Here is a 25,619-nt window from a genome sequence, read left to right as displayed (position 1 = left end):
GGAATAGGGAATAGGGAATGGGGAACAGGAAAAGACAGGGACGACGGACGATCTGCTCGTCCGGGGAACCGGGAGCCGGCCGCTGAGGCGGAAACCCGCCTCGCGCCGTACCCCCTATTCCCTATTCCCCATTCCCTATTCCCTGCAGTTCCTTATCCCACCGATCCTTCCATCTCCAGCTCGATCAGCCGGTTCAGCTCCACCGCGTACTCCAGCGGGAGCTCCTTGGCGATCGGCTCGATGAACCCGCGCACCACCATGGTGGCCGCGGCGTCCTCGCTCAGGCCGCGCGACATCAGGTAGAAGAGCTGCTCGTCGCCGATCTTGCTCACGGTTGCCTCGTGGCCGATCTGCGCGTGCTGGTCTTCGATGTTGATGTACGGATAGGTGTCCGTCCGCGCCTGCTCGTCCAGCAGCAGCGCGTCGCACTCCACGTTGCTGCGCGCGTGGTGCGCGCCGGGCTGCACGTGCAGCAGGCCGCGGTACGACGAGCGCCCCGTGCCCTTGCTGATGGACTTGCTCACGATGCGCGACGACGTGTGCGGCGCCGCGTGAATCACCTTGCCGCCCGCGTCCTGGTGCTGCCCGTTGCCGGCGTACGCGATGGAAAGGATCTCGCCGCGGGCGCCCTCGCCCATCAGGTAGCAGCTGGGATACTTCATCGTCAGCTTGCTGCCCAGGTTGCCGTCCACCCACTCCATGGTGGCGTCGCGGCCGACCATGGCGCGCTGCGTCACCAGGTTGTAGACGTTGTGCGACCAGTTCTGGATGGTGGTGTAGCGGCAGCGGGCGCCGTCCTTCACCAGGATCTCGATGACCCCGGAGTGGAAGCTGTCCTGGCTGTACGAAGGCGCCGTGCATCCTTCGATGTACTGCACCTGCGCGCCCTCTTCCACGATGATCATGGTGCGCTCGAACTGGCCCATGCTTTCCGCGTTGATGCGGAAGTAGGCCTGCAGCGGCATGTCGAGCTTCACCCCCTTGGGGATGTACACGAACGATCCGCCCGACCACACGGCCGTGTTCACCGCGGCAAAGAAGTTGTCGCGGTACGGCACCACCTTGCCGAAGTGCTCGCGCACGATGTCCTCGTGGTCGCGAAGGCCGTCGTCCATCCCCTTGAAGATGACGCCCGCCTGCTCCCACTCCGCCTTGAGCGAGTGGTACACGACCTCGGACTCGTACTGCGCGCCCACGCCAGCGAGGATGCGGCGCTCCTGGTCGGGAATGCCCAGGCGCTCAAAGGTGTTCTTGATGTTCTCGGGCACCTCGTCCCACGTCTTGCCCACCTTTTCGCTGGGCCGGATGTAGAAGTAGATGTCCTCGAAGTTCAGCCCGCTCAGGTCGCCGCCCCATTCGGGCCACGGACGGGCCTGGGCGTGCTTCAGCGCCTTGAGGCGGATGTCCAGCATCCACTTGGGCTCGTTCTTCTGGCTGCTGATCTCCCGGACGATGTCTTCGTCCAGGCCCTTGCGGCTCTTGAAGATGTAGTCTTCGGCATCGCGAAAGCCGAACTTGTACTCGTCGAGTCCGAGTGCGGCGACGTCTTCATTGAAAGGCATGGTGCCTCCTCTTACAGGTTCGGCGCGGGGAAGGATCGGCGTACAAGTGCGTGAGTGCTGTGTGCGTGAGTGCGGAACTGCGTTCAAGGCGCCATGGCCGCGGACGAGCCGGAGCCCCTCACGCACTCACGCACCCCGAACTCACGCACTGATCTCTTCGCGGATCCAGTCGTAGCCGCGCTCTTCCAGCTCCAGCGCCAGCTCCGGCCCGCCGCTGCGGATGATGCGGCCGTCCGCCATCACGTGCACGTGGTCGGGCTTGATGTAGTTCAGCATGCGCTGATAGTGCGTAATGAGCAGAATCGTCGTTTCCGGACGCTCCGCCTTGATCTTGTTGATGCCCGCCGTTACGATCTTCAGCGCGTCGATGTCCAGGCCGGAGTCGGTTTCGTCCATCACCGCCAGCGCCGGCTCCAGCATGGCCAGCTGCAGGATCTCGTTGCGCTTCTTTTCGCCGCCGCTGAAGCCGTCGTTCACCGACCGCTGCGCGAACACGGGGTCCATCTCCAGCATCTCCATCCGCGCTTCCAGCTCTTCCTGAAAGTCGAAGATGTCGACTTCTTCGCCGCGCTTGGCGTTGAGCGCCGTGCGCATGAAGTTGGCGACGGACACGCCGGGGATTTCCACGGGATACTGGAAGGCCAGGAAGATTCCCGCGCGGGCGCGCTCGTCGGCTTCCATGTCCAGCACGCTGTCGCCGCGGAACAGGATGTCGCCGTCCGTCACCTCGTACGCCGGGTGGCCGGAGATCACCTTGCTGAGCGTGCTCTTGCCGCTTCCGTTGGGGCCCATGATCGCGTGGATCTCGCCCGCGTTCAGCTGCAGGTTCACGCCCTTCAGGATCTCGGTGCCGTCTTCGGCGATCTCGGCGTGAAGGTTGGTGATCGTGAGCAGCGGTTCAGCCATCAATCGTCTCCTGGACAGGCCGGCGCGCACCGGCCGGCGGGATGTTTTGCCTGATTGGGAACGCCCCCGGCCAGCGGAGGCGCCTTGCCCGCGCGGCCGCGTACACAGGCGCGCGAGTCAGCAAGAATGATTCTTACTATCATCTGCCAAGCTAGGCCCGGACAGGGGCTGAGTCAAGGCTGGCCGCCCCCTTGCGGCGGGGTCCGGGGAGGCGCGCATCGTCCCCGCCTGCACCGTTCCGCACCTTCTGTACACCACATCGCCCCGCGCGCCCAGTGACCGATTCCGAGCCGTCCCCGTCCGCCGCGCCCTTTCGTCCGCGCACCGTCCTGGTCCTGGGCGGCGGGGGGATGAAGGGCACCGCGCACGTGGGGGTGTGGAAGGCGCTGGAGGAGGCCGGCGTCATCCCCGACGCCATCATCGGGTGCAGCATCGGCGCGCTGATCGCCACCGCCATCTCGGGCGGAATGGGGTGGCGCGAGCTGGGAGACATGGCGCGCGCGCTGCGGCGGCAGGACATCGTTTCCATCAACCGGCGCGCCGTGTTCATGGGCGGCGTGCGCGAGGAGTCGGTGTTCGACGGGCCGCACTACCGCCGCTTTCTGGCGGACCGCCTGCCGCTCAGGAGCTTTGCGGACGCACAGATCCCCGTGCGGGTGAACGCGGTGTCGCTCGTGGGCTGCGGCGAGGTGTGGTTCGGCACGGGCGTGCGCGACGACATCGACCCGGTAGACGCGGTGTACGCCTCGTGCGCCATTCCCATCTACTTTCCGCCGCTGAAGCGCGACGGGGACGTGCTCGTGGATGGGGGCGTGCTGAACAACGTGCCCGTAGACCAGGCGCTGGCGTGGGGCGCCGAGCGCATCATTGCGGTGGACGTGGGCGCGGAGATCCTTCCGCCCGCCGCCGGCCTCTTCGACCGTGGGATGATCGCCATCCACGACCGGGTTCTGACGATGAACATCGCGCAGCAGCGGGTGCGCGCGATGGAGGCGTGGAAGGGGCACCCGGTCACCCACATCCGGCCACGGATCGGGCACCTGGGCACGTGGGACTTCGAGCGGACGCAGTACTTTCTGGAGGAAGGATACCGCGCCACCAAGGAGGCGCTGGCGCGGGGGCCGGAGACGGGCGGCGCGGGGATCTAGACCTGACCCACCTCGCACCGTCCGCCTCCAGGAGCGAATGAATTCGCCGCTGGAAAAGCACGAAGTCCACCTGCGTGGACTGCGGCGGACAGTTTAGGTGCAACGGCGCGGCCTCGGTGTGCCGGCCAGCACGGCGGGCCGACCGATGTGCGTCCAGCCACCCAGGCGTGCGCCTGACCATCGATGCGCCTGCACCAACCATCCACCGCGCAACACCATTTCATTCTGAGGAGGCGCTGGACGCGCCTTCCGCCGCGTCGGATTCTGGCGCCGACGAAGGATCTACCATTCGCCGGTCCAACCATGGGAACCGCACAGCAGCGGCCGCCACCAGGAGCGGCATCGGAACGCAATCAGCCCGGCTCCCGCATCGGAGGACCGGGCCTCGTTTGTCATCCATCGAAACACGTCTCGTCATCCACCACGCACGCGCATAGGCTGCGGCGAGCGCGGAATCCCGTTTGCACCCGCGCGACAGCTCGCGAAACCGATCCACCTCCCGCGACGAGCCTCATCGCATGCCGCACGTCATCCTTCTCGGCGACAGCATCTTCGACAACGCGGCGTACGTGCGCGGCGGGCCGGACGTCATCGCCCAACTGCAGGACATCCTCCCCACAGGCTGGACCGGCACCCTTGCCGCCATGGACGGCGCGACAACGGATGACATGCCGATCCAGTACCGCCGCATTCCGGAAGACGCCACGCACCTGGTGCTCAGCATCGGCGGCAACGATGCGTTGATGAACATCGACATCCTCGACCGCCGCGCGTCGTCCGTGGCCGAGGTGCTGAACCTGCTGGCCGACATGCGCGACCGCTTCGAGTCGGCCTACCGCGAGGTCGTGGCCGAACTGCGCGGGCGCGGGCTGCCGCTGGTAGTCTGCACCATCTACAACGGCAACTTTCCGGATGCCGCCATGCAGCGCACCGCGCAGACGGCGCTGGCGATGTTCAACGACGCCATTCTGCGCGTGGGCATCGAGTCCGCACTCCCCATCATCGACCTGCGCCTCGTCTGCGCCGATCCGGGCGACTACGCGAACCCCATCGAGCCGTCCGTGCAGGGCGGCGCCAAGATGGCCCGTGCGATCGTGCGCGTGCTGACCGGCGAGGCTCCGGACGCGGTCGTCTTTGCGGGATGACCGGCGTGCCGGGGGCGGGCTTCAGGGTGGCCCCCACCCGGGCCGGCGGCAGCCAGTTCGGTGCGGACCGCGCAGATCGGCGCGTGAGCGGGTTCCGTTGAGCGAATAAATCCGCCACTCAAACAGCGCAAAGCCCCGACACCGGCCGCTGGCGCGTCCGGTTCGGGGCTTCAACTGCATTCGGGTTCGCCGATCAGGCCGGAGGCGCGGTCCGCGCAGGCGGACATCGTGTGTTTCGAGGCGCGGTTTCAACCGCCGGACCGGGGTTGCCGCCGCGAGCCGAACCCGATCTCGCGCCGAACTGGGGTGTGCTCCCTCTCCCACATCCGTTCGTGGGAGAGGGTCGTCGTGCGCAGCACGCGGGGTGAGGGCCACCCTCCGTCGCCACACGACATTTTGATCCGCACCCGAATCCGCCGCCCTGATCCCATCCATCAACAGAAAAGCGGGGCGGCCCACATCAGGGCCGCCCCGCTCTCGTCAATCATCCAGCGGATCGATCAGCGCCGATCAGCCGCGCTGGCCGCCACCGCCGCCGCCGTTTCCACGACCGCCGCCACCGCCGTTGCCGCGTCCACCGCGACGGCGCTGGTCACCGCCGCCACCCGCACCCGCCATCTCGCGGCGCGGCTCGGACTGCGACGAGCGCGGACCGTCCGCGCGGGGCCCCGGACGCCCACCGCCGGAAGACGGGGCGCGCCCGCCGGCCGGAGCGCCGCCTTCGCGCTGCAGCTTGCGGTCGGCCTTCTCCTTGGCCCGCGCGCGCTCCTCCGACTTGCGCTTGCGGATCTCCGCGATGCGCTCGGCGATGGGCACCTCGAAGCGCTCCTGCGGCTTGGCGCGGTAGTCGAACCCTTCCACCACGATGCGGTTAAGCTGCTTGCCGATCGCGCGCTCGATGGCCTTGAGGTCGCGTTCTTCCTCGGGCGCCACAAAGGTGTACGCGTCGCCAATGGCGTCGGCGCGGGCGGTGCGGCCCACCCGGTGGATGTAGTCTTCCGGCACGTGCGGCACGTCGAAGTTCACCACGTGCTCCAGCGCTTCCACGTCGATGCCGCGGGCCACGATGTCGGTGGCCACCAGCACGCGGTAACGGCCCGCCTTGAAGCCGGCCAGCGCGTCGGTGCGCGCCGTCTGGCTGCGGTTGCCGTGGATGCGGGCGTTGGGCACGCCGTGCTTCTCAAGGAACTCCGCCAGGCGGTTGCTGCGGTGCTTGGTGCGGCAGAAGACGATGACGTTGCCCACCTCGTTGCGCTTGAGCAGCTCCAGGAACAGGTGCGCCTTGAGCTCCTCGATTACCGGATACACGGCCTGCGTGATGCCCACGGCCGGCTTGGCCTGGCGCTGCAGGTCCACCGTGGCGGGCGACTGCAGCATGTCGCGCGACAGCGTCACGATGGGCGCCGGCATGGTGGCGCTGAAGAACAGCGTCTGGCGCTTGGCCGGCACGTGCTTGAGCACGCGGCGGATGTCGGGAAGGAAGCCCATGTCCAGCATGCGGTCGGCTTCGTCCAGCACCAGGATTTCCACGCCGTCCAGCTTGGCGTACGGGTACTGCAGGTGGTCCAGCAGACGCCCCGGCGTTGCGATGATCACCTCGACCCCGTCACGGAACGCCTGCTCCTGCGGCTTCATCCCCACCCCGCCAAAGACGGCGGCGGCGCGGATTCCGGTTCCCTTGCCCAGCGCCACGAACTGCTCGTGGATCTGCGCTGCGAGTTCGCGGGTGGGGCTCAGCACCAGCGCGCGCGTGCGGCGCTTGGGGCCGTCCATCAGGCGCTGGATGGTCGGGAGCGCAAAGCCGGCCGTCTTGCCGCTGCCTGTCATGGCGCACGCCATTACGTCGCGCCCCTCGAGGGCGAACGGAATGGCCTGTTCCTGAATGGGCGTGGCCTTGGTGTAACCCAGATCCGAGACGGAGCGGAGCAGGGTGGGGTGCAGTCCGAGTGTATCGAAGGACATTTCGTGCCGAGTACAGACGAATGCGCCGTATTCGGCGCAAAAGAACACGGCGGGGCTCACGCGGAGTCCCGCCGTCCGGTTCGTTGGGGGAATACACCGCACTCCCGCAAAGGGTCGCCGCATCCCGTTTGTGGCGCGCGGAGGCCGCTTTCACCCGCCGACTTGACCCCGCCCGTCCCTGCCGCGATGATCCAATCTGGACGGGAAAGGCCAGAGGATTTCCTGCTGTCCGTTTTACGCCAGAGACGAGCGCGCATGCACGCCTGTGGCCGCTTTTCACCGGCATCTTCCCGTCCAGATCACCGGGCTGATACCTTCGGCGCATGCCGAAGCCAACCGTGTATCTGGACAGCACCATTCCGAGTGCCTACTTCGATGACCGCCCCGGGAGGAGCAGCCAGCGGCTGGTTACGCGCCTCTGGTGGGAAGCGGCCAGAACGGAGTACGACTTCATCTCATCCACCGTGCTGAGGGATGAAGTCGGGCGCGGTTCCAGGCGGGATCGTGCTGAGGCGCGGCTGCGCCTGATCTGCGACGTTCCCGTAGTGGACATTTCGCCCGAGATACGAGAACTCGCCGACTGGTACATCCTCCACAAGCTCATGCCGGCGCGTCCCGACGCGGATGCGGTGCACCTGGCGACCGCGGCGGTTCTCAAATGCGAGTACCTGGCCACCTGGAATTTCGGCCACCTCGCCAACCAGAACAAGGCTGTCCACCTCGCAGTGTTGAACCGCCGGCGCGGGCTTTCTGTCCCGCGGATCTGCACACCCGACACCCTGATGGATGACGATGACAACTGCGGCAATCGATGAACATGATTACGTGCTGGGCGAATCTCCCGGGGAGCTTCGTGAATCCCAGTTGGCCCAACTCGAACGGCTCGTCGCCTTCTCTCGCCGTCTGATTGCCAGCGGCTCTCCGGACCGGGATATCCTCGAGGCCTGGATTGAGATGACGCTTGCGGACATGGAGAAGATCAGGGCCGGAATCCCCGTCCCGGATCTGCTGCTCGAGGAAAAGGAGCGAGTGCAGTTGGAGATTCGCGCCGAGTTCCCCACGACGGAAGCATGGTGCAGGCACGCCAACGAGTCGGCCCGGAAGGCGGGGTTTCGGATCATCGACGCTCTCCCGCCGCGCCACGATCGTGCTTCCCGCGAGAGCCTTCGCAGTGAGGAGGCTGCGGACTGAACCTCCACGTCAGTGGTTGTGGTTCAAGCGGACGATTTCGCTCGATCCATCCTGACGGTGAGATCGATCCAATATGGACAGAAAAGGGGCGCAGGTTTTCCGCTGTCCGTTTTACGCCAGAGACGGGCGCGCATGCGCGCCTGTGGCCGCTTTTTACCGGCACCTTCCCGTCCAGATCACCGGGCTGATACCTTCGGCGCATGCCGAAACCAACCCTGTATCTGGACAGCACCATTCCGAGCGTGTACCACGACCAGCGCACCGACCCCGAGCGGGTCCGCTGGCGCCGGATCACGCGCGCCTGGTGGGAGCACGCCCACGAGCGCTACATGCTTTGCAGCAGTCTGCTAATCATCGAAGAGATCAGCCGTGGAAGACAGAGCGATCAGGTCGCAGCCAGGAAGTCGTTCGCCGAAGGGCTCTCGCTGCTTCCACTCACTCCTCCCGTGGCTGAGGCAGCCCGGGTCTATGCTTCGCGCAAGCTTATGCCAAGCAAGCCTCTGGACGACGCCGTCCACCTTGCCGCGGCTTCGCTGTACGGTTGCAAGTATCTGGTCAGCTGGAACCTCAAGCACTTGGCCAACCCGAACAAGCGTGCCCACCTCAAGACGGTGAATCAGGAGTTGGGCTTGAGTGTCCCCGTTATCCTCACCCCAGAACAGCTATTGGAGATTGAACATGAGCAATCGTGATGAAGAAAACTCCATCTTTGCGGAGTTGGAAGCAATCCGCTGGGAGATCACGGCCGAATACCCGACCCCGGGCGAACTCTGTGACTACCTGCGAAGCTTGGAGCCGCGGTATGCCAGTCAGATGGTTGATCCCGCGATCATGGAAAGAAACCTCCACCCTGCTCTGCACCGCACTGACGGTGCGAATCTGCCGGCCGAGGACACAGCCGGGGCTCCCGTGCGAGACGCCTGAACGCGAGCCGCCCCTTCAGTGGTAGTCGTGGGAGCGGACGATCTCGGTCGCTTCGTCCAGGCGGAGGGGGAAAAAGGTTTCGGCCTTGATGTTGGTGACGCCGTCCTCGCGCCCCAGCCGGCCGCGCACGGCCAGGATGCCGTTGCCGTTGATCGTCTCGCGCTCCCGTGCGTACAGCTGCGGGGGAACGATGACGTCTACGCGCCCCGTCTCGTCCTCCAGCCCCACGAAGACGAAGCCCTTGGCCGTCCCCGGACGCTGCCGCACGATCACCAGCCCCGCGGCGGTGACGCGCTCGCCGTTGCGCCGCGCGTCATCCCGCAGATCCCCGAGCGGCATCACGCCCAGATCGCGCAGCCGGCCGCGCAGGTGGCGCATGGGGTGACCGTCCAAGTCAAAGCCGGTCACGTGGTGCGCCATCCGCGTGCGTTCCGCCGGCGCGAGTTCCGGCAGACGCGTGGCCGACGGCTCCGCGGGCGCCAGCGGCCCGCCGCTGCGCCGCGCCCGCAGTTCGCCCAGCACCGTCCACAGCGCCTGGCGCGGCCCGCCCTCGATCCACGAGCGGAACGCCCCCGCCGAGGCCAGCGCGCGCAGCCCGTGCTCCGACGGAAAGCGCTCCACCACGTCCGCCACGGAGGTGAACGCCCCGCGCGCCAGCTCCGCCCGCAGCCGCCCGCCGGTTACGGAGCCCAGGCCGCGCACGTAGCGGAGGCCCACGCGGACGGCGGGAGAAGAAGTGCGTGAGTGCTGGGTGCGTGAGTGCGTGAGTGCGTCGCCGGGGGAGCCGTCACTCTCCGCCGCATCAGCTTCCGCACGGCCGCACAGCACGCCATCGCATGCCGCACCATCCACTTCCGCACTGACGCACACAGCACTCACGCACTTCCGTTCCAGCGAGCAGTCCCACCCGCTCACCGCCAGGTCGATCGGCAGCACCTGCACCCCGTGCTGCCGCGCGTCGTGGATCAGCGTGGAAACCGGATAGAAGCCCATGGGCTGCGCGTTCAGGATCGCGCACAGGTACTCGGCCGGGTAATACAGCCGCAGCCACGCGCTCGCGTAGGCCAGCAGCGCGAACGAGATGGCGTGGCTTTCGGGAAAGGTGTAGCTGGCGCACGCTTCCAGCCAGCCGAGCACCTTCTCCGCCGCCTCCTCGTCCACCCCGCGCGCCCGCATCCCCTCGCGGATTCCCTCCGTGGCGCGGTGCATCTCTTCTTTGCTGCGCTTGCGGCTCATGGCGCGCCGCAGCTTGTCGGCCTCGCCGGGCGAGCAGCCGCTGACGACAATCGCGCAGCGCATCAGCTGCTCCTGGAACAGCGCCAGCCCGTGGGTGCGCCCCAGCACCGGCTCCAGGTCCGGATGCGGATACTCCGTGGGCACCTCGCCGCGCCGCCGCGCCAGCATCTCCTTTACCTGCCCGCCCATCATGGGCCCCGGGCGGATGGCCCCGACGGAAATCACCACGTCGTAGAAGCAGGTGGGCTTCAATCGCGGAAGAAAGTTGGCCTGCGCGCGGCTCTCGATCTGGAACAGGCCCACCGTGTCCGCGGCGCCGATCTGCGCGTAGACGGCCGGGTCGTCCATCGGCAGGCGGCCGATGTCCACGTCTACGCCGCGCCCCTCGCGCACCATGCGGATGCACGAGCCCAGCAGCTTGAGCATCCCCAGCCCCAGCAGGTCGAACTTGGGGATGCCGATGTCCGCGCAGTCGTCCTTGTCCCACTGGATGACGGTGCGCCCGGGCATGGAGGCCGGCTCGATGGGCACCGTTTCCCCCAGCGGCCCGCCGGACAGCACGAAGCCGCCGCTGTGGATTCCCCGGTGGCGGGGGATGCCGTCCAGCCCGGATACCAGCTTCACCAGCGCGCGCGCCCGCGGCTCCGCGGGGTCCAGCCCCACGGAGCGCAGCGCCTTGCCTTCACCCATCTCCAGCCACTCCGCCGCCGTCGCCGCGGAGGCGTGGCCGTCCAGCCGCTTGGCGAGAAGATCCCCCTGCGTGGCGGGAAACCCCAGCACCCGCATGGCGTCGCGCACCGCGGACCGGCCGCGGTACTCCACGTGGGTGCACACCATCGCCGCGTTCGAACGGGTGTAGCGTTCGTACACGTACTGCAGCACGCGCTCGCGATCGTCCATCGCCGCGAAGTCCACGTCAATGTCCGGCGCCTCGGGACGCTCCACGGAAAGAAAGCGCTCGAACAGCAGGTGATTGGCGATGGGGTCCACCGCCGTCACCCGCAGCGCGTAGCACACCAGCGAGTTGGCCGCCGAGCCGCGTCCCTGGCACAGGATGCCGCTTTCCCGCGCGAAGCGGCAGATGTCCCACACCACCAGGAAGTGGTCGGGCATCCGCACCTGCCGGATGATGTCCAGTTCCCGCCGCAGCTGGGTCCAGTGCGCTTCCGACGCCTCCGGCAGGCGGTCCCGCAGTCCGTTCTCCGCCAGCACGCGCAGCATCTCGTCCGCCGACGCGTACTCCGCGGGGACGGCAAAGGAGGGGCGCGGCGGGGGAACGTCCAGCAGGCGGAATCCGGCGCAGCGCTCCGCGATTTCCCGCGTGCGGCGGATTCCCTCGGGCGCGTGGCTCCACCGGCGGGCCATTTCGGCCGGCGGCTGCAGGCACCACTCGCCGGAGGGGCGCAGCCATCCCGCGCGGTGCGCCTGCTCCAGCGTGGCCTGCCTGCGCACGCAGGTGAGCAGGTCGTGCACGGCGCGGCCGGCGGGGTCGGCGTAGTGCACGTCGTGCGTCACCGTCCATGGCACCCCCACCTCGCGCGCGAGGTCGCGCAGGTCCGCGCAGAGCGACGCCTCCTGGTGCGTGCGGTGGTCCCACAGCTCCAGGTGAAAGCGGTCGCCGAACACCTCCTTCATCTCCCCCGCCGCCGCGCGGGCCTCCGCGAAGCGCTCTTCTCCCAGCAGTCGGGGGATGCGGCCGCGCGGGCAACCGGAGAGCGCGACGAGACCCGCGGAGCGCTCCCGGAGCGCGCTCCACGGCACTGACGGCGTGCCTCGAAAACTCTCCGTTCTCCCCCTTGACAGGAGCGCGCAGAGGTTCCCCCAGCCGGTGGGGTTTTCCACAATCAGCGTAAGATGTGAGGCGTCGTCCAGCGTGATTTCCGCGCCCAGCAAGGGGGTTACGCCCGACTCGCGGCAGGCGCGCGAGAAACGGACGGCGCCGCCCAGGTCGTCGTGGTCCGTGAGCGCCAGGAATGTGGATCCCAGCGCCGCGGCCCTTGACACCAGCGACTCGGGCGTAGACGAACCGTCACCGAGCGAAAACGCGCTGTGACAATGCAGCTCGACGTAATCCCCTGATTTCACAAGCACTTGGCGCAAAATCGCGCGCAATGGGACATCGCGCACCCACTCTGTATCCGTCTCAATCGAACCATCCTTCCAGGTACCAGAGTCCTGTGGCCGCGTCGCGGTAGACGAGCCCCAGCCACCCCTCTTCAGACTCCAGCCGCCAGTACTCGCGCGCTTCCGCGCGGGCCCACCACCCCCCCGAAACCCTCTCCGGACCCTCTGCACGAGTTTTCCACAACCGGGGTGGATAAGTCCCCATCCCCCCGTCCGGCAACGCATTCGCGAGGGCCGCTCCGTCCACCCCCGCGGGACGGCCCTCGGCGTCCTGTCGCACGGCCAGCGACACCGGATTTGTCAACCTCCGCAGACAGAGCGGAAGGACGTTGCGGAACCCGCTTCCCGACACCGGCGGATCGGCGGCCGGAGAGGCGGCGGTGAACGCCTCGATCCCCGCGCTTCCGTGCGCCGCCCACCCCGCGTGCTCGCCGGGAAGGTGCGCGCCGTGGCGGACGGCGGTGCTCAGCGCGCCGTCTCCCCAGCGCGCAAAGACGGGGAGGAGGGCGGCGTGCAGCGCGCCGGGGTCGGGCGCGGGAGCGGCGAACGCGTCCAGCTGGTCCGCCCGGGCCACGCCGTCCTCTTCCGCCACCAGACGAACGCCGCAGAGCGGGCCGGCGAGGGGGGTGGCCTCCACCGCACGGCGGCACAGGTCCGCCAGCACGCGCGGATCGGCGGTGGGGCGCGCGGGGCGCACCTCGCGGGCGTCGTCCGCCGCGTCGGGCACGCGCAGGGTCAATCGCAGCCGTGCGGGAATGCGCTGGCGGGTGGCGAGCTGGGCGGTGACGGAGGCGATCAATCCGGGAAGGACGAAGCGCAGCGGCTCCGCGCTGTCCACCGGCGGCTCGAACTCCGCCTCGGCTTCCGCCGTCCCCGGCGCGGGGGGACGAAAGGGCCAGCGCTCGTCGCGCCCCTGCGCCAGCCGCCACGCGCGCAGCCCCTCATCTCCCAGGCGCAGTTCGATCTCCGCCGGGGGAAGCGCGGCCAGGTCGCCGCAGGTGCGCAGCCCCAGCAGGTACAGCGCGCCGCGCAGGGAGGCGTCGATGGGGAGGAGGGAAAGCGAGCGGCGCAGCAGGTAGCCGGCGTCGCGGCCGCGGGGGACCACACGGGTGGCGTGCGTGCGCTCGCGTGTGGCCGCCGCGGCCGCGATGCAGCTGTCCGCGATCCCCACGCGCGCCGCGAAGCCCGCCTCCTCCGCCGCGCGGGCCAGGCGGCGCGCCACGGCCTCATCGCCGCCCAGCAGATCCATTCCCGCCGCGTCCGCCCAGAAGGCGCACGGGTACTCGCGCACGGCGATCACCCGCGGCGCGGCGGCCAGCAGCGCGCCGGCCAGCGCGGCGCGGGCCTCAGTGCCGGGCGCGGGGTCGCCGGTCGGGACCGGGATCCGGATGCAGGCGATTCGACGGTTCGTGTACAAGCTCCACCTCGCGTTCTCCCGCGCGGGCGCCTTCGCCGCGCGCCATGCGGATGGCGGAGGGCCGGCGAAAGCGTCCGCCGGGACCCAGCCCCACCCGTCCCTCCCCCGTGCGGCGGAACTCCAGCCGCACGTCGGCCCTCCACTGCGGCGGCGGGCCGCCCGTGCTCACCAGCAGCGCCGTGTCCGTTTCGCGGGCCAGGGCGCGCAGGCGGTGCGCGTCCGTGGACGCCGGCGCGGGGCCGTCCAGCACCACCAGGCCGAATGCGCCCGTCCGCAGCATGGTTTCCGCCACCCACGCGCCTTCCGCCGCATGCTCCGCGGAAGGCGGGCGCGCCACCCACAGCTCCGGCCGCGAGCGCCCGTCCGGGCCGCACCACGCGGCGGGGTCCAGCGTCCCCGTAGCATCCACCAGCGCCACGCGCGTTTCGCGGCAGGCGGCGTCCACCAGCGCGCGCATGGCGGCCGTCCGCCCCGCCGTCCCCTCCCCCGCCCACACGGTGAGCGCTCGGCGGGGAACGCCGCCGGGAAGCAGGGCGTCCAGCGCGGCCAGCCCGGTGCGGAACCCCGGCTGCTCGCGCGAGGGCGCCTGCCCCGGCGCCGGCACAATGGCCGTGCCGAAGCGCTCTTCCAGCCGGGCGCGCAGCACGCTGAGGTCGATGGCGGCGCTCACGGGAACACTCCTGGCCGGGGTGGATTCGCGGACCGGGACGGCGTACCGGGAGGGCAAGTCTAATACCGAACAATCGCCGAAGTAAGCGTTTCTATGTACACTTTAAGTGCCTGCAAAACGGCTATTTAGAACACGTTCACGCCGTGGACGATTCAGAAGTTTCCACCCCGCGCGCGTACACTTCCGGGAGCGCACTCCGTCCGCTTGTCTGGCCGGGCGTGTCGTCTGTGGCGCGTTCTGGACGGTCAGTTGTCCACGTGTGGTCGAGTGCGCTGCGTTCGGTTGATGAGAAAAGAAAACGACGTCCACACGATGGAATTCGTGTGGACGTCGTTCGGGTGTGGATCGTCGGATCGCGATCAGGCCGCGCGCGTCATCATCCCGACGCGCCTATCATCCCGACGCGCCTATCATCCGATGAGCGCTATCATCTCGATGGGCACCAGCCGATGACCATCATCACCCCCGATGCGCGGCGTTTCCTCCCGCGGTCCGCCGCCGCGGGGGACGGATGACGCGCCACAGGTAGGCGGCCGCCATCAATCCCAGGATGACGTTGGATGCGGGGCTCAGGTACGTCTCCACCTCGCCGAAGCGGCTGCCGAGCTGGTAGCCCAGCAGCGCGAGGATCGCTGTCCACACGCCGGAGCCCAGCGTGGTGAGGAGAAGGAAGGGGACCAGCGGCATGCGGTTGATCCCCGCGGGGATGGAGATCAGCGAGCGTACGCCGGGCACCAGCCGGCCGAAGAGGATTACCCAGCGCCCGTGCCGCGAGAACCACGAACTCGCGCGGTCGATCTCGTCCGGCGACACGGCCAGCCAGCGGCCGTGCCGGTCGGCCAGCGTCCGGAGGCGGTCCTGGCCCACGCGGCGGCCCAGCCAGTACAGCGGAAGCGCGCCGAGCACCGAGCCCACCGTTCCCGCCACGATCACGCCCGCGATGGCGAACTGCCCGCGCGTGGCGGTGTAGCCGGCCAGCGGCATGATCAGCTCGGACGGGATGGGCGGAAACACGTTCTCCAGGAACATGAGCAGCACCAGCCCCACGTACCCCAGCGAGTCCAGCAGCCCCGTTACGAATCCCAGCACGGGGCCCCCTTTCCGCCACGCGAGGCCTTCTTCGCATTCGTGGAGACGAGCCGTTTCAGAAGCGCGGGAGCGGCGACGAGCACGCAGCCTGACGCGGGGGCAGAGGTTGCGGCGCGGAGCGAAAGTCGTGTGATCATCATCCACCGGGTCAGGATCGGGCGGCGCCGGTGTGCGCCGCGGCTCCGTCACTGGCAGATCGTATTCCGCGCGCGCCGCATGGGTGGGTGGAAGATGCGGGAGGATCCGTTTTGATCCGCGGGCTGGGGCCCTCACCCCGCGTGCTGCGCACGACGACCCTCTCCCACGAACGGATGTGGGAGAGGGAGCACACACCAGGATTGTACGTTCCGGATGGTTCGGCGTGGCGGCGCCCCCCTCCGCCCAGCCCCCTCGCCCCGCAAGCGGGGGAGGGGGAGCCGTTCGGTGCGGAGGCGGGTTCGGCGTGCGTCCCCGGGCTGCCACTCCGCGGTGGGCATCGCGCTTGGGCCCGCGAAGCCAGCCGTCGCGGGCTGCATTTTCTACCGGTCGCAATCCCCAACGCAGTTGAAGCCCCGATCGTGGACGCGCCAGCGGCCACGAGTCGGGGCTTACCGCTGTCTGAGCGGCGGATTCATTCGCTCCAGATACTCGCGGCCCCGCCCAACTCCGCCGGTTCGCACCGAACCCTCCGCCGGTCCAACCTCCCCCAGTCTTTTTTGGGGGAGGTGGGCGAGTAGTACGAGCCCGGCGGGGGCCGCCCCGCCCCCAAACGAAAAGCGGGCCCCCCGTGGGGCGCCCGCATCGCGGAGAACCGTTCCGCCGGCGCCGGATCAGGGGCGCGGGCGGTTGTTCCCTTCGGGCGAGTAGGTGCCGCACTCGGCGCCGTTGCTGCTCACGCGGACTTCGATCTGGCCGGCGTGGCACTCGTGGTTCTCGTTGAACTTGCAGTCGGTGACCGTGCACGCGCCCACAACCGACGTCTGCGCCTGCGGCCGTTCCATGGGATTCTGCATCAAACTCTCTCCCGCTGAGTTGGAGGTCTCGTGCTCGGGAGAAGGGTTTAGCAAGGCGCGGGCCACCTCCATCCCCGCCCAAGTACACCACCCGCAACAACTTGCGAACGATTCTCATCCGCACTTCCAGGCTGCCGCCCATCCACCCTCGGCAGGGCTCGTCCGCGGCGCTGAACCGGGAGGAAAACAGAAAGCGCCCCGCCGGACCGTGCCGGCGGGGCGCTTCTCATCCAGCGTGAACCACGGTCAGCGGTCGCGCGCCAGCTTCTGGAACTCCTCGGCGCGAAGCTCGTCCTTTTCCGCCTGCGCCGTGTTCCCGCGCACCCGCTCGGCGGTGGCCAGCGCCAGCCAGGTGTAGGTGTACTGCATGGGAATGTTGCGCGTGGCGTCGTCGGCCCACACCGGGCGCGTGGCCAGGCCGCGGAACGACAGTTCGCGCTCCAGCAGCGTGCGGTTGCGCGCCAGATCCATGTACCCGCCGGTGAACTGCATCACGTCCATGCTGGCCGGCATGGGCGTAAGCCCCGGCGCCTGCGCCTCCTGCGGAGTCAGCAGCTTGAAGCTCATTCCCGTGCGGGCGGTCTGCTGAATCAGCCCCAGTTCCATGTGCGTGTTGGTGGTCGTCGCGAAGTGGATCGGACGGTCGCCCCACGCGCTGTTCATCATCAGAATCAGGAACTGGTGCGCGGGATACACCTCCTGCCCCTCCGGCACCACGAAGCGCACGCCCCGCGCCGTGTACGACAGGCTGTCCTGCGCCAGCTGCCCCGGCTGCGAGGCCACGATGTCGATCTCCTGGTCGCTCAGCGGCAGAATGCTGTTCCTGGGCGCCGCCGGCGTGCCGTACATCCGGGGCGCGTGCGACGGATCGAACGCGCGCTGGCAGATGATGCGCGTGGGATCGGTGTCGGCCTGCCCGGGCCGCGCGCACGGCCGGGTAAGGTCGCGCAGCTGCTTTACGTACCACGGCGTGTTCAGGTACGACATCACGATCACCGTCACGTCGCGCCGGATGCCCTCCACCTCCTGCATGTACCACAGGGGGAAGGTGTCGTTGTCGCCGTTGGTGATCAGCACGCCGTACGGCTCCACCGACTGCAGCAGGTTGAACGCGAAGTCGCGCGCGGCGTAGTCGTTGGCGCGGGTGGCGTACTTGTAGTTGGTGAACAGCGGAATGAGGGCGATGGCCATCACCGGCATGGCCGTCAGCACCGCGTTGCGCCCGCGGCCCAGCGCGTCCACCAGGTCAAGCCACAGCGCCGTAAGCCCGATTCCCGCCCACAGCCCCCACACCGAAAAGGTGACCAGGTAGAAGTAGTCGCGCTCGCGAACTTCCGTGCTCTGCTCGTTGATGGCCATGCCCTGCATGTAGCCGTGCTTGAAGTTCATGTAGAACACAAGCCCGAACGACAGCGTGGCGTACAGCGTGGCCATGTACCAGAAGCTCTTGCGGTCGCGCCGGAAGTTGGCCATGGCGCCGTAGATGCCCAGCCCGGCGAACAGCAGCGTCAGCGGCACGCGCCCCGAAGGCAGGTAGCCGGAGGTACCCTGGATGGAGCGCCCCCACTGCCAGTCGAAGTACTGGTAGAAGTTGGCGACCTGCCGGGGGAACGGCGCCATGCGCGTGGTGACCGACGGCTTCTGGTACTGCTCGCGGCGGAGCGAGGCGCCCAGGGCGTCGCAGTCGCCGTCGGCGTTGCCGTCCGAAAGCACCGTGAGGATCGAGGTCCCCAGGCTTTCGCACTTGGGCGCGGCCTCGTTCAGGACCGGGTCCAGGTTGGAGCGGATGGGCAGAAACAGCTGGATGGAAAGCCCCAGCGCCACCACCAGCGGCGCCAGAAGGTACAGCCGCAGGTTGGCCAGCGACCGCGCCTTTACCAGCAGCAGAAACACCAGCAGCGCAGGCGCGGCCAGAAACGCCATCTTGTGGTTGCCGATGGACAGCGCCAGCACGTACAGCACGAACAGGATGGCGTTGTCGTCGTGCCAGCGGCCGCCCTTCTGCGTGGCGTGGCTTTCCACGTGGTCGCGCCACTTGAAGGCGACCCACGAGATCAGGGCGATGGTGAACAGGGTGACCGTGTACACCTTTTCGTTCACGTTGCTCTGGTTCCACACCGTGAACGCCGTCCCCGAGATCAGCACCGCCGCGCCCGCGCCCACCCGCCGCACCAGTTCGTGCGGGGTCATGAAGGCGAGAATGCGGTGCACCAGCAGGAACCAGAAGAACGACGCGCCCGCCGTCATGGCGGCCGAGAACAGGTTGATGCGCACCGCCACGGGCAGCCCCAGCGGCGACAGCAGCAGCTCCCACGCGCGGGCCAGCAGCACGAAGGTGGGGTTTCCCGGCGGATGCGGAATTCCCAGCATGTGCGCCGTGGCAATGTACTCGCTGGTGTCCCAGAAGGCGGTGCTGGGCGCCAGCGTGGCCGCGTACAGGGCGAACAGCGCCACCGCGGCGAGGGCGGCCCACACGTACGGCGGGCGATACTCGGCGGGGGTCACCGAAAGCTCCGTCCGGGACGAGGATACCCGGTCGGTCTGGGCGGCTTGACTCATGAAACCACTCGGACGTGAGGTCAACAGGACAGGGCCGGCTTGGAGAAAAACGCCGAAATGTAAGCGTTCGCCGGAATGGATGGAAGTACGAAAAACCACCGGACGCGCACTGTGACGGCGCGGCGGGTGCAAAGGGTTGCCGCCGGCCGTACGGCGCGGCGGGCGATCGGCGGAGAACGGCTGAGGTCGCGCGAGCGAAAAACATCCGCCGCGCTTCTCCATGCGCCACCCGCCAGAGCCGCCGCCACAGTCCGCGAAGGCGGACTGCGTGCTTTTCCAGCGGCGAATTCATTCGCTCCTGGACGGCGGACTTCGCGCCGTTGTTGCCGCGGCTTCAGTCACCCCGGCACGGCGGAAACGACGGGGCCGATCGGAACGGACCGCGGCCTCCGCTCACCCGCCGAACACCAACCGCTTTCACGCGGAGGACGCGGAGGAGGGCGGGGGTACGCGGGGGGCGTTCGGCCGGCCTCAGTGCGAAAGAACGCCCTGGTACAGGTCCCAGTCTTCCAGCACGCGCGCCGCGCCCCGCACCACGCAGGTCAGCGGCTGCTCGTCCAGGTGGATGGACAGGCCGGTCTCCCGCTCCAGCAGGCGGCCCAGCCCGCGAAGCTGCGCCCCGCCACCCGTCATCACGATCCCCGCGTCCAGGATGTCGGAGGCCAGCTCCGGCGGCGTCACCTCCAGCGCGCGGCGGACGGCGCTCACGATGGCGGCAACCGGTTCGGCGATGCACTCGCGGATCTCGATCGAGTTCACGCGCACCGTCTTGGGAATGCCGTTCACCAGGTCGCGCCCGGTGACGTCCATCTCCCGCTCCTCCTCCAGCGGATAGGCGGAGCCCACCTGGATCTTCACCCCCTCCGCCGTGGCCTCGCCGATGAGCAGGTTGCGGCTCTTGCGCACGTAGCCCACGATGGCCTCGTCCATCTCGTACCCCGCCACGCGGATGGACGCGTCGGCCACGATGCCGCTGAGCGCCACCACGCCGATCTCGCTGGTTCCGCCGCCCACGTTCACCACCATGGACCCGCGCGGCGACGTCACCGGCAGCCCCACGCCGATGGCGGCCGCCATGGGTTCGCTGATCAGGTACACGGACCGCGCGCCGGCGCTCATGACGGCGGCGCGGACGGCGCGCTTTTCCATCTCCGTGATCCCCGACGGCACGCCGATGACCACGCGGGGCTTTACGCGAAAGAAGCCGCGCGGCAGCACCCGCTCCAGAAAGTGGCGCAGCATCAGGTCCGCCATGTCCACGTCGGCGATCACGCCGTCGCGCATGGGCCGTACGGCCAGAATGCCTTCGGGGGTGCGGCCCAGCATGCGCTTGGCCTCCAGCCCGATCGCCCGCACCTTGCGGGTTTCGCGGTCCACCGCCACCACGGACGGCTCGTTCACCACCAGCCCTTCGCCCTTCACCTCGATCAGCGTGTTCGCCGTCCCGAGGTCGATCGCGATGTCCGCCACGTCTGCTCCCCTTGCACTTCCCGCCCTGGACGCCGCCCCGGCGCCCGCTTGGTACGCAATGTAGCGCGCCGCCGCGCGCCGTGCGAATCGGGCGCACGGGCGTGGGGCTTGCAAGGCCTCTGCCGCCCAAGTGGATGCGGAGCATGAGCTTCGCGCGGGGGCCTTACGCGGGAGGGATGATGGCGGAAACGATGGAGCGGGTGTCGGGAAAACAGAGGGAGCGCGAGGAGTTCCCCTCCACCGGCCTGGCCCGCGAGGTGGCGCCGGACCTGGCGTATCTGCGGTGCAAGATCGTCAACGTGATGTTCAGCGGGCCGAGCGGCGCGGGTGACCGCGGGTGGGTGCTCATCGACACGGGCCTGTACGGCTCCGCCGGCAAGATCGCCCAGGCCGCCGAGGAGCGGTTCGGGGCGGGCGCCCGGCCGCGCGCCATCATCCTCACGCACGGGCACTTTGACCACATCGGCGCTGTCCGCGAACTGGCTGAGTCGTGGGACGCGGTGGTGTACGCGCATCCGCTGGAGCTTCCGTACCTGACCGGTGCCTCCAAGTATCCGCCGCCGGACCCCACGGTGGGGGGCGGCGCCATGGCGCGCCTGTCGTTCACCTATCCGCGCGGACCCATCGACCTGGGCAGCCGGGTGCAGCCGCTGCCCGCGGACGGCTCGGTGCCGGGAATGCCGGGATGGCGGTGGATTCACACGCCGGGGCACACGGCCGGCCACGTCTCGCTCTTTCGCGACGCGGACCGCACGCTGGTCGCCGGCGACGCGTTCGTCACCACGCGGCAGGAGGCGCTGACGTACGTGCTGGAGCAGACGCCGGAGGTGAACGGGCCGCCCATGTACTACACGCCGGACTGGGCCGCCTCGGAGCTGTCGGTGCAGGCGCTGGCCATGCTGGAGCCGGAGATCGCCGTCACCGGCCACGGCATTCCGCTCAGCGGCCCGCAGCTGCGCGAGGAGCTCAAGACGCTGGCGCTGGAGTTCCGGGACGTCGCCGTTCCGGCGCACGGGCGGTACGTGAACAACCCGGCCGTGACGGACGAGCGCGGCATCGTGAGCGTCCCGCCGCCGGTGGTGGATCGCGACAAGGTGTACCTCGCCGCGGGGATGGCGTTCGGCGTGGGGCTGCTGGCGGCCAAGGTCGCCAGCGTCCGCAGGCACCGCCGCGCCGAAGCCCATCCGGCGCCGCGCGCGGCCTACGCCGCCCCGCGCCACGCGGACGCCGATGCGGTCGCGTATGTGGAAGTGGATGACACGGACGGGTTCAACCTGTCGCGCTTCGACTACTATCCGTCCACGGAAACGCACCGCCGCCGCTCGCTGGGCGGCAGGCGCGAGCCGCTGATCCTGTAACGGCGGTCGTGCGGAGGATGGAAAACGGGCGGTGCGGCTGATCAGCCGCACCGCCCGTTTGTCTGTCGCGATGCTCGCGGGCCATCGGTCCGCGGATGAGGGGTCTCCATCCGGAACGAAACGCCCCGCACGCAGGACGGCGAGGCGCGTGACAATCAACCTCGTCGGGCGCCGCCCGGCCCGAAGCGCGACGCGCGTTTCTCGCGTGAGGGATTCGCGCCCGGAGGGCCGAGAACCCGGTTCGCGCGTGCATCGGCTCCGCTCGACGAGATCAACCCTGGCGCGAACCGGGGGCTCGGCGCCGTTGGCAACAGCTGTATCGTTGCCTACGGCGCGCGAAGCCCGACCCGGAGCGCAGCGGAGGGGCACGCCCAAAAGCAGTGCGTGAGTGCTGGGTGCGTGAGTGCGTGAGTGCGTGAGGAACGGACGAAGTGCCAGGTGCCCAAGGCCGAGTGCGCGGCAGAGCGCAGACACTCGGGTGTGCCAACCGGATCGGGCGCGTCCGAAGGGTTACACGCTCTTCGTCACCGGAGCCTCGCGCCCGCTGGCCGGATCGATGCCAAAGGTCAGGAACAGCGTCCCCAGCACCAGCACCGCGCTCGTCCAGAACGGGTACGGCGTGCCCAGGTGGTCGAACGCCCACCCCGCCCACAGCGGCGAAATCACCCGCGCGGCGCCGCCAAAGCTCTGCTGCACGCCCATGGTCACCCCCCGCTCGCGCGCGTCGATCACCCGCGACAGCAGCGCCGTCACGCAGGGAAAGGTGAACGCCGTCCCCAGCGGCACCAGGGTGATGGTCAGGGCCAGCACCACGAAGCGGTACTGCAGCGGAAAGTGGTCCGGCAGCCCCGCGTTCAGCGGCGCGGGATGCTGCCACACCACCACCATCACCGCGGCCGCGCACAGCAGCGCCAGAAAGCCCACCAGCCGCACGCGGTCGCCCATCTCCACCTTGCGCGTGGCCCACGTGGACACCGCCAGCAGCAGAAGCGCGCCCCCGGTCACCAGCCACCGCACGTCCAGCGGGATGCTCCACGCCCCGCCCGGGGGATCGACCTCCGTGCCGCCCGCCACGCGCCAGGTGAGGGGGATGAGCAGCAGCCCCGCGCCCAGCAGCATCTGCCCGAGCCGCGCCAGCCGCGCCTCGCCTAGCCGGTCCACCAGCCGCCCCAGCAGCAGCGCGCGCGCGATCACGCTGATGGTGCCGTTCCACAGAAAGACGTAGCCGATGGTCTTTTCCGTCACCCCGAAGCGCACGGCCATGAACAGCGCCAGGATGGAGCTGAACCCGGCGAACGCCCCCATGCCGATAGCGTAGATCCAGATGAGCCGCGGCGCCGGCTCGCCCGGGCGCGCCAGGACGTTGCGCACCAGCTCCCGCGAGCGCGCCGGCTTCTTTCCGCTCCCGTCGCGCGCCGAGCCGGTGTGCGTCTCCGTCAGGAACATCCACGCGAATACCATGTTGATGGCGCACAGCCCCGCCGCCATCAGCCCCGGCGCCGGCCGGCCGAAGCCCAGGCTGGCCGACCCCATCACCGGCCCGATGGCCACGCCCACGTTGGTGGCCGCCGACAGCCATCCCAGGCTGCGGGCGCGGTCCTGCGGCTCGGTCGTGTCCGCCACGTACGCCTGCACCACGCCCACCGTGCCCCCGCCCGCGCCCTGCACCAGGCGGGAAACGAGCAGCACCCAGAGTGATCCGGCAAAGGCAAAGACCACGTACGAGATGGCGGCGGCGCCCAGCCCCACCAGCAGCGCGGGACGCCGGCCGTAGCGGTCGCTCACGCGGCCCCACAGCGGCGCGCTCAGCAGCTGCGCGGCGGAAAACGCGGACACCAGCACGCCCACCCACAACCCGCCCCCGCCCAGGTCCCTGGCAAAGAAGGGAAGCAGGGGAATGACCATCAGGAGCCCCACCATGTCCACGAACGCCGTGATCATGAGGACGGCGAGCTTGCTCAGGCGTTCCTTCGCTTGCTGTGCGGCGAGTGCGGGGCGGGCGAAACGGGCGCGCCGGAGCGGCCAAACGTACCCGTGGCGCCCGACACCGTCAATGCGGGACGGATGGCCTCATTCTGGCCCCGCGGCACGCGCTCGCGTGCGGCGGTGTACCGGGAGCGAACCTTTTTCACGCAGCCATCACGGACATGACCGACGACCAGATTGGGGACCAGCTCCGCGACCGCGGGCTGGAAGAGGAATACATTCGCGAACTGCTGGCCAGCCTGGGCTTCAACCCGGCGGACGGCTTTACCCACGACAGCATCGACGCGCTGGACAACGCCACCATGGACCAGCGCCGCAAGGCCGCGCTGCGCACGCTGGAACTGGCGGCGGAGTGATTCACTCTTCTCCCGGCCGCGGCGCGGCGGCCGGCCGGGAGAACTGCCGTACGCGGAGGACGCGGGGGTGGCGGAGGTGCGCGGAGGGAACGGGGGATCATCGGCCGGGAAGCACGGCGGAAGGATGAAGCCCGCTCCGGGCCTTTCTCTGCGTCTCTGCGGCTCTGTGTGAGGATTTTCTGTGGATGAACGGAAAGGCCCCGCTCGCGCGATGCGAGCGGGGGCCTTTTGCCGTCACGGTCGTGCGCGGCTGATTACAGGCCGCTCCACGGAGTCAGGAACACCACCATGAGGATGGGAACGAGCGGGATGCACACGATCCCGATCAGCCACAGGGCGATCTCCCAGTTGTCGTAATCCTCCGCGGGCCGCTCGGTGGTCGTGGCGGGGGTCCGCTGGACGTTCAGGTCTGCCATCGTCTGCTCAGCCGTCAGCGCCCGGCGCGGCGGGCTCGTTCCTGGTTCTGCCATGGGCACGCACCGCGCCCGGGGCCCCAACCTATCACTCCCGCCCCGCCCTGTCCAGCGGGCGCGGTCAGCGCTGCGCGGCGGGGGCGATTCCGCGGCAGAAGGTGGCGGCGAAGCGGTCCGCGGTGGGCGCCAGCGGGCGCGACCGGTCGCTCAGCAGCCACTCCAGCTCAATCTCCTCCAGCGCGCCGATCAGCATCCCGCGCACGAGCGGGATCTCGGCGTCGGCGCGCACCTCGCCGCCCTCCACGCCGCCGGCCAGCAGCCGGTCGATGGCCTGCGCGTACAGCCGCAGCACGGGACGCACCGCGCCGCCGTAGAACTTGGACGACTGGCGCGACTCCAGCAGCAGCACGATGGCCAGCGGCGGATCGGCCTCGATGCTTTCGAACTGCATGCGGACAAAGCGCGCCAGCCGCTCCTGAAACGCCATCCCCACCTCCATCACCTGGCTCACGGAGCCGACGAACTCGTTGACCTTTTCGCGAAACGCGGTCAGCAGCAGGTCGTCCTTGCCGTCGAAGTACAGGTAGATGGTGCCCTCGGCCACGCCCGCGCCCGCGGCGATGTCGCGGATGCGGGCCGCGAAGAAGCCGTTTTCGGCAAACACGCGCACCGCGGAATCCAGGATCGCGCGGCGCCGCGCTTCGCGGGGTTCGGTGAGTGGGCGCTCATTCATGCGCCCAACATAGTGCGAACGTGCGAGAGTGCGAAAGTGAGGGCCGGAACGGATTGCCTTTTCAGGCGGCGGCGTGGGGAGAACGGATGATCGTCACATTCCGGATGGTTTGGCGCGGCGGAAGGCAGCCCTCTCCCCCCGGCCCCCTCTCCCGCAAGCGGGAGAGGGGGAGACCTCAGCGCGGCGGCAGGCTTCGGCGCGTATCCGCGGCTTTCGCCCGGCGGTTGAAACCGCGCCTCGAAAGACACGAAGTCCGCCTTCGCGTAATACCATTCACTTTGAACTCCCGGAGTGTTATCGTGAAATACAGATCTCAGCCCGGGAGAGCGGAATGGCGCGTACGAAGCAGCTTCGGCAGGAAGAGAACCGGCTGGCTGA

At 69.0% G+C, this 25,619-nt stretch carries 20 protein-coding genes and 1 pseudogene; 8 read left to right on the top strand and 13 right to left on the bottom strand.

Annotated features, from left to right (window positions below; genetic code table 11):
* Positions 1 to 152: 152 nt before the first annotated feature.
* Complete coding sequence (gene sufB / locus HNQ61_RS20505; RefSeq protein WP_170032807.1) at positions 153 to 1,562, bottom strand: Fe-S cluster assembly protein SufB; 1,410 nt, start codon at positions 1,560 to 1,562, stop codon at positions 153 to 155.
* Between the two features lie 141 nt (positions 1,563 to 1,703).
* On the bottom strand, positions 1,704 to 2,468 hold the full coding sequence (sufC, locus tag HNQ61_RS20500) for a Fe-S cluster assembly ATPase SufC (RefSeq protein ID WP_170032809.1): 765 nt from the start codon (positions 2,466 to 2,468) through the stop codon (positions 1,704 to 1,706).
* 275 nt (positions 2,469 to 2,743) lie between these two features.
* Here sufC and HNQ61_RS20495 point away from each other — a divergent pair, with 275 nt between their 5' ends.
* Positions 2,744 to 3,616 (top strand): patatin-like phospholipase family protein, encoded by an 873-nt coding sequence (locus HNQ61_RS20495; protein WP_170032811.1) that lies wholly within the window; start codon positions 2,744 to 2,746, stop codon positions 3,614 to 3,616.
* A gap of 518 nt (positions 3,617 to 4,134) precedes the next feature.
* Positions 4,135 to 4,761, top strand: coding sequence for an SGNH/GDSL hydrolase family protein (locus HNQ61_RS20490; protein ID WP_170032813.1), 627 nt, complete (start codon positions 4,135 to 4,137; stop codon positions 4,759 to 4,761).
* Between the two features lie 510 nt (positions 4,762 to 5,271).
* Here the strand turns inward: HNQ61_RS20490 and HNQ61_RS20485 are convergent.
* The gene (locus HNQ61_RS20485) at positions 5,272 to 6,723 is read right to left on the bottom strand and encodes a DEAD/DEAH box helicase (protein ID WP_170032815.1); all 1,452 of its coding nucleotides are present in this window, start codon (positions 6,721 to 6,723) and stop codon (positions 5,272 to 5,274) included.
* A 323-nt stretch (positions 6,724 to 7,046) separates the two neighbouring features.
* Here HNQ61_RS20485 and HNQ61_RS20480 point away from each other — a divergent pair, with 323 nt between their 5' ends.
* The 4 genes from HNQ61_RS20480 (at position 7,047) to HNQ61_RS20465 (ending at position 8,838) form a co-directional block, all read left to right on the top strand.
* A complete protein-coding gene (locus HNQ61_RS20480; protein WP_170032817.1) occupies positions 7,047 to 7,538 on the top strand; it encodes a PIN domain-containing protein in 492 nt (163 codons plus the stop codon).
* The gene (locus HNQ61_RS20475) at positions 7,510 to 7,914 is read left to right on the top strand and encodes a hypothetical protein (RefSeq protein ID WP_170032820.1); all 405 of its coding nucleotides are present in this window, start codon (positions 7,510 to 7,512) and stop codon (positions 7,912 to 7,914) included. The genes HNQ61_RS20480 and HNQ61_RS20475 overlap by 29 nt, the downstream gene beginning before the upstream one ends.
* Positions 7,915 to 8,114: 200 nt before the next feature.
* A complete protein-coding gene (locus tag HNQ61_RS20470; protein WP_170032822.1) occupies positions 8,115 to 8,606 on the top strand; it encodes a type II toxin-antitoxin system VapC family toxin in 492 nt (163 codons plus the stop codon).
* Complete coding sequence (locus HNQ61_RS20465) at positions 8,593 to 8,838, top strand: hypothetical protein (protein WP_170032824.1); 246 nt, start codon at positions 8,593 to 8,595, stop codon at positions 8,836 to 8,838. The genes HNQ61_RS20470 and HNQ61_RS20465 overlap by 14 nt, the downstream gene beginning before the upstream one ends.
* A gap of 15 nt (positions 8,839 to 8,853) precedes the next feature.
* Here the strand turns inward: HNQ61_RS20465 and HNQ61_RS20460 are convergent, their stop codons facing one another.
* The 7 genes from HNQ61_RS20460 to HNQ61_RS20430 all read right to left on the bottom strand — a co-directional run bounded on the left by HNQ61_RS20460 (position 8,854) and on the right by HNQ61_RS20430 (position 20,395).
* A complete protein-coding gene (locus tag HNQ61_RS20460; protein WP_184430768.1) occupies positions 8,854 to 12,159 on the bottom strand; it encodes an error-prone DNA polymerase in 3,306 nt (1,101 codons plus the stop codon).
* Positions 12,160 to 12,217: 58 nt separating this feature from the next.
* Positions 12,218 to 13,615, bottom strand: a complete 1,398-nt coding sequence (locus HNQ61_RS20455) for a DinB/UmuC family translesion DNA polymerase (RefSeq protein ID WP_170032828.1) — start codon at positions 13,613 to 13,615, stop codon at positions 12,218 to 12,220.
* On the bottom strand, positions 13,545 to 14,285 hold the full coding sequence (locus tag HNQ61_RS20450) for a P-loop NTPase family protein (protein ID WP_170032830.1): 741 nt from the start codon (positions 14,283 to 14,285) through the stop codon (positions 13,545 to 13,547). Before HNQ61_RS20450 ends, HNQ61_RS20455 begins: the two co-directional genes overlap by 71 nt.
* 459 nt (positions 14,286 to 14,744) lie before the next feature.
* Complete coding sequence (locus tag HNQ61_RS20445; protein WP_170032832.1) at positions 14,745 to 15,374, bottom strand: VTT domain-containing protein; 630 nt, start codon at positions 15,372 to 15,374, stop codon at positions 14,745 to 14,747.
* Between the two features lie 809 nt (positions 15,375 to 16,183).
* Positions 16,184 to 16,366, bottom strand: a complete 183-nt coding sequence (locus HNQ61_RS20440) for a DUF1540 domain-containing protein (protein ID WP_205761256.1) — start codon at positions 16,364 to 16,366, stop codon at positions 16,184 to 16,186.
* A 246-nt stretch (positions 16,367 to 16,612) separates the two neighbouring features.
* Complete coding sequence (locus tag HNQ61_RS20435) at positions 16,613 to 18,925, bottom strand: glycosyltransferase family 117 protein (RefSeq protein WP_170032834.1); 2,313 nt, start codon at positions 18,923 to 18,925, stop codon at positions 16,613 to 16,615.
* Between the two features lie 471 nt (positions 18,926 to 19,396).
* Complete coding sequence (locus HNQ61_RS20430; protein ID WP_170032836.1) at positions 19,397 to 20,395, bottom strand: rod shape-determining protein MreB; 999 nt, start codon at positions 20,393 to 20,395, stop codon at positions 19,397 to 19,399.
* A 302-nt stretch (positions 20,396 to 20,697) separates the two neighbouring features.
* Between HNQ61_RS20430 and HNQ61_RS29890 the strand changes: the two are divergent.
* A pseudogene (locus HNQ61_RS29890) lies at positions 20,698 to 21,441 on the top strand (MBL fold metallo-hydrolase); the annotation flags it as partial.
* Between the two features lie 822 nt (positions 21,442 to 22,263).
* On the opposite strand, the gene HNQ61_RS20420 reads toward HNQ61_RS29890, so the two are convergent.
* Positions 22,264 to 23,694: an MFS transporter gene (locus HNQ61_RS20420; RefSeq protein ID WP_170032840.1), complete on the bottom strand. Its 1,431-nt coding sequence runs from the start codon at positions 23,692 to 23,694 to the stop codon at positions 22,264 to 22,266.
* Positions 23,695 to 23,900: 206 nt separating this feature from the next.
* On the opposite strand from HNQ61_RS20420, the gene HNQ61_RS20415 reads away from it, so the two are divergent.
* Entirely contained in the window at positions 23,901 to 24,095 is a 195-nt protein-coding gene (locus tag HNQ61_RS20415; RefSeq protein WP_170032842.1) for a hypothetical protein, read from the top strand.
* A gap of 254 nt (positions 24,096 to 24,349) precedes the next feature.
* On the opposite strand, the gene HNQ61_RS20410 is transcribed toward HNQ61_RS20415, so the two are convergent.
* Both HNQ61_RS20410 and HNQ61_RS20405 read right to left on the bottom strand, forming a co-directional pair.
* Positions 24,350 to 24,511, bottom strand: coding sequence for a hypothetical protein (locus HNQ61_RS20410; protein WP_170032844.1), 162 nt, complete (start codon positions 24,509 to 24,511; stop codon positions 24,350 to 24,352).
* 118 nt (positions 24,512 to 24,629) lie between these two features.
* A complete protein-coding gene (locus HNQ61_RS20405; protein WP_170032846.1) occupies positions 24,630 to 25,241 on the bottom strand; it encodes a TetR/AcrR family transcriptional regulator in 612 nt (203 codons plus the stop codon).
* Positions 25,242 to 25,619 lie beyond the last annotated feature (378 nt).

Origin of the sequence: Longimicrobium terrae, from assembly GCF_014202995.1 — a bacterium.
Lineage (GTDB): Bacteria > Gemmatimonadota > Gemmatimonadetes > Longimicrobiales > Longimicrobiaceae > Longimicrobium > Longimicrobium terrae.
The sequence above is the reverse complement of the archived record's forward strand: the minus strand, read 5'-3'. Positions and strand labels throughout refer to the sequence as shown.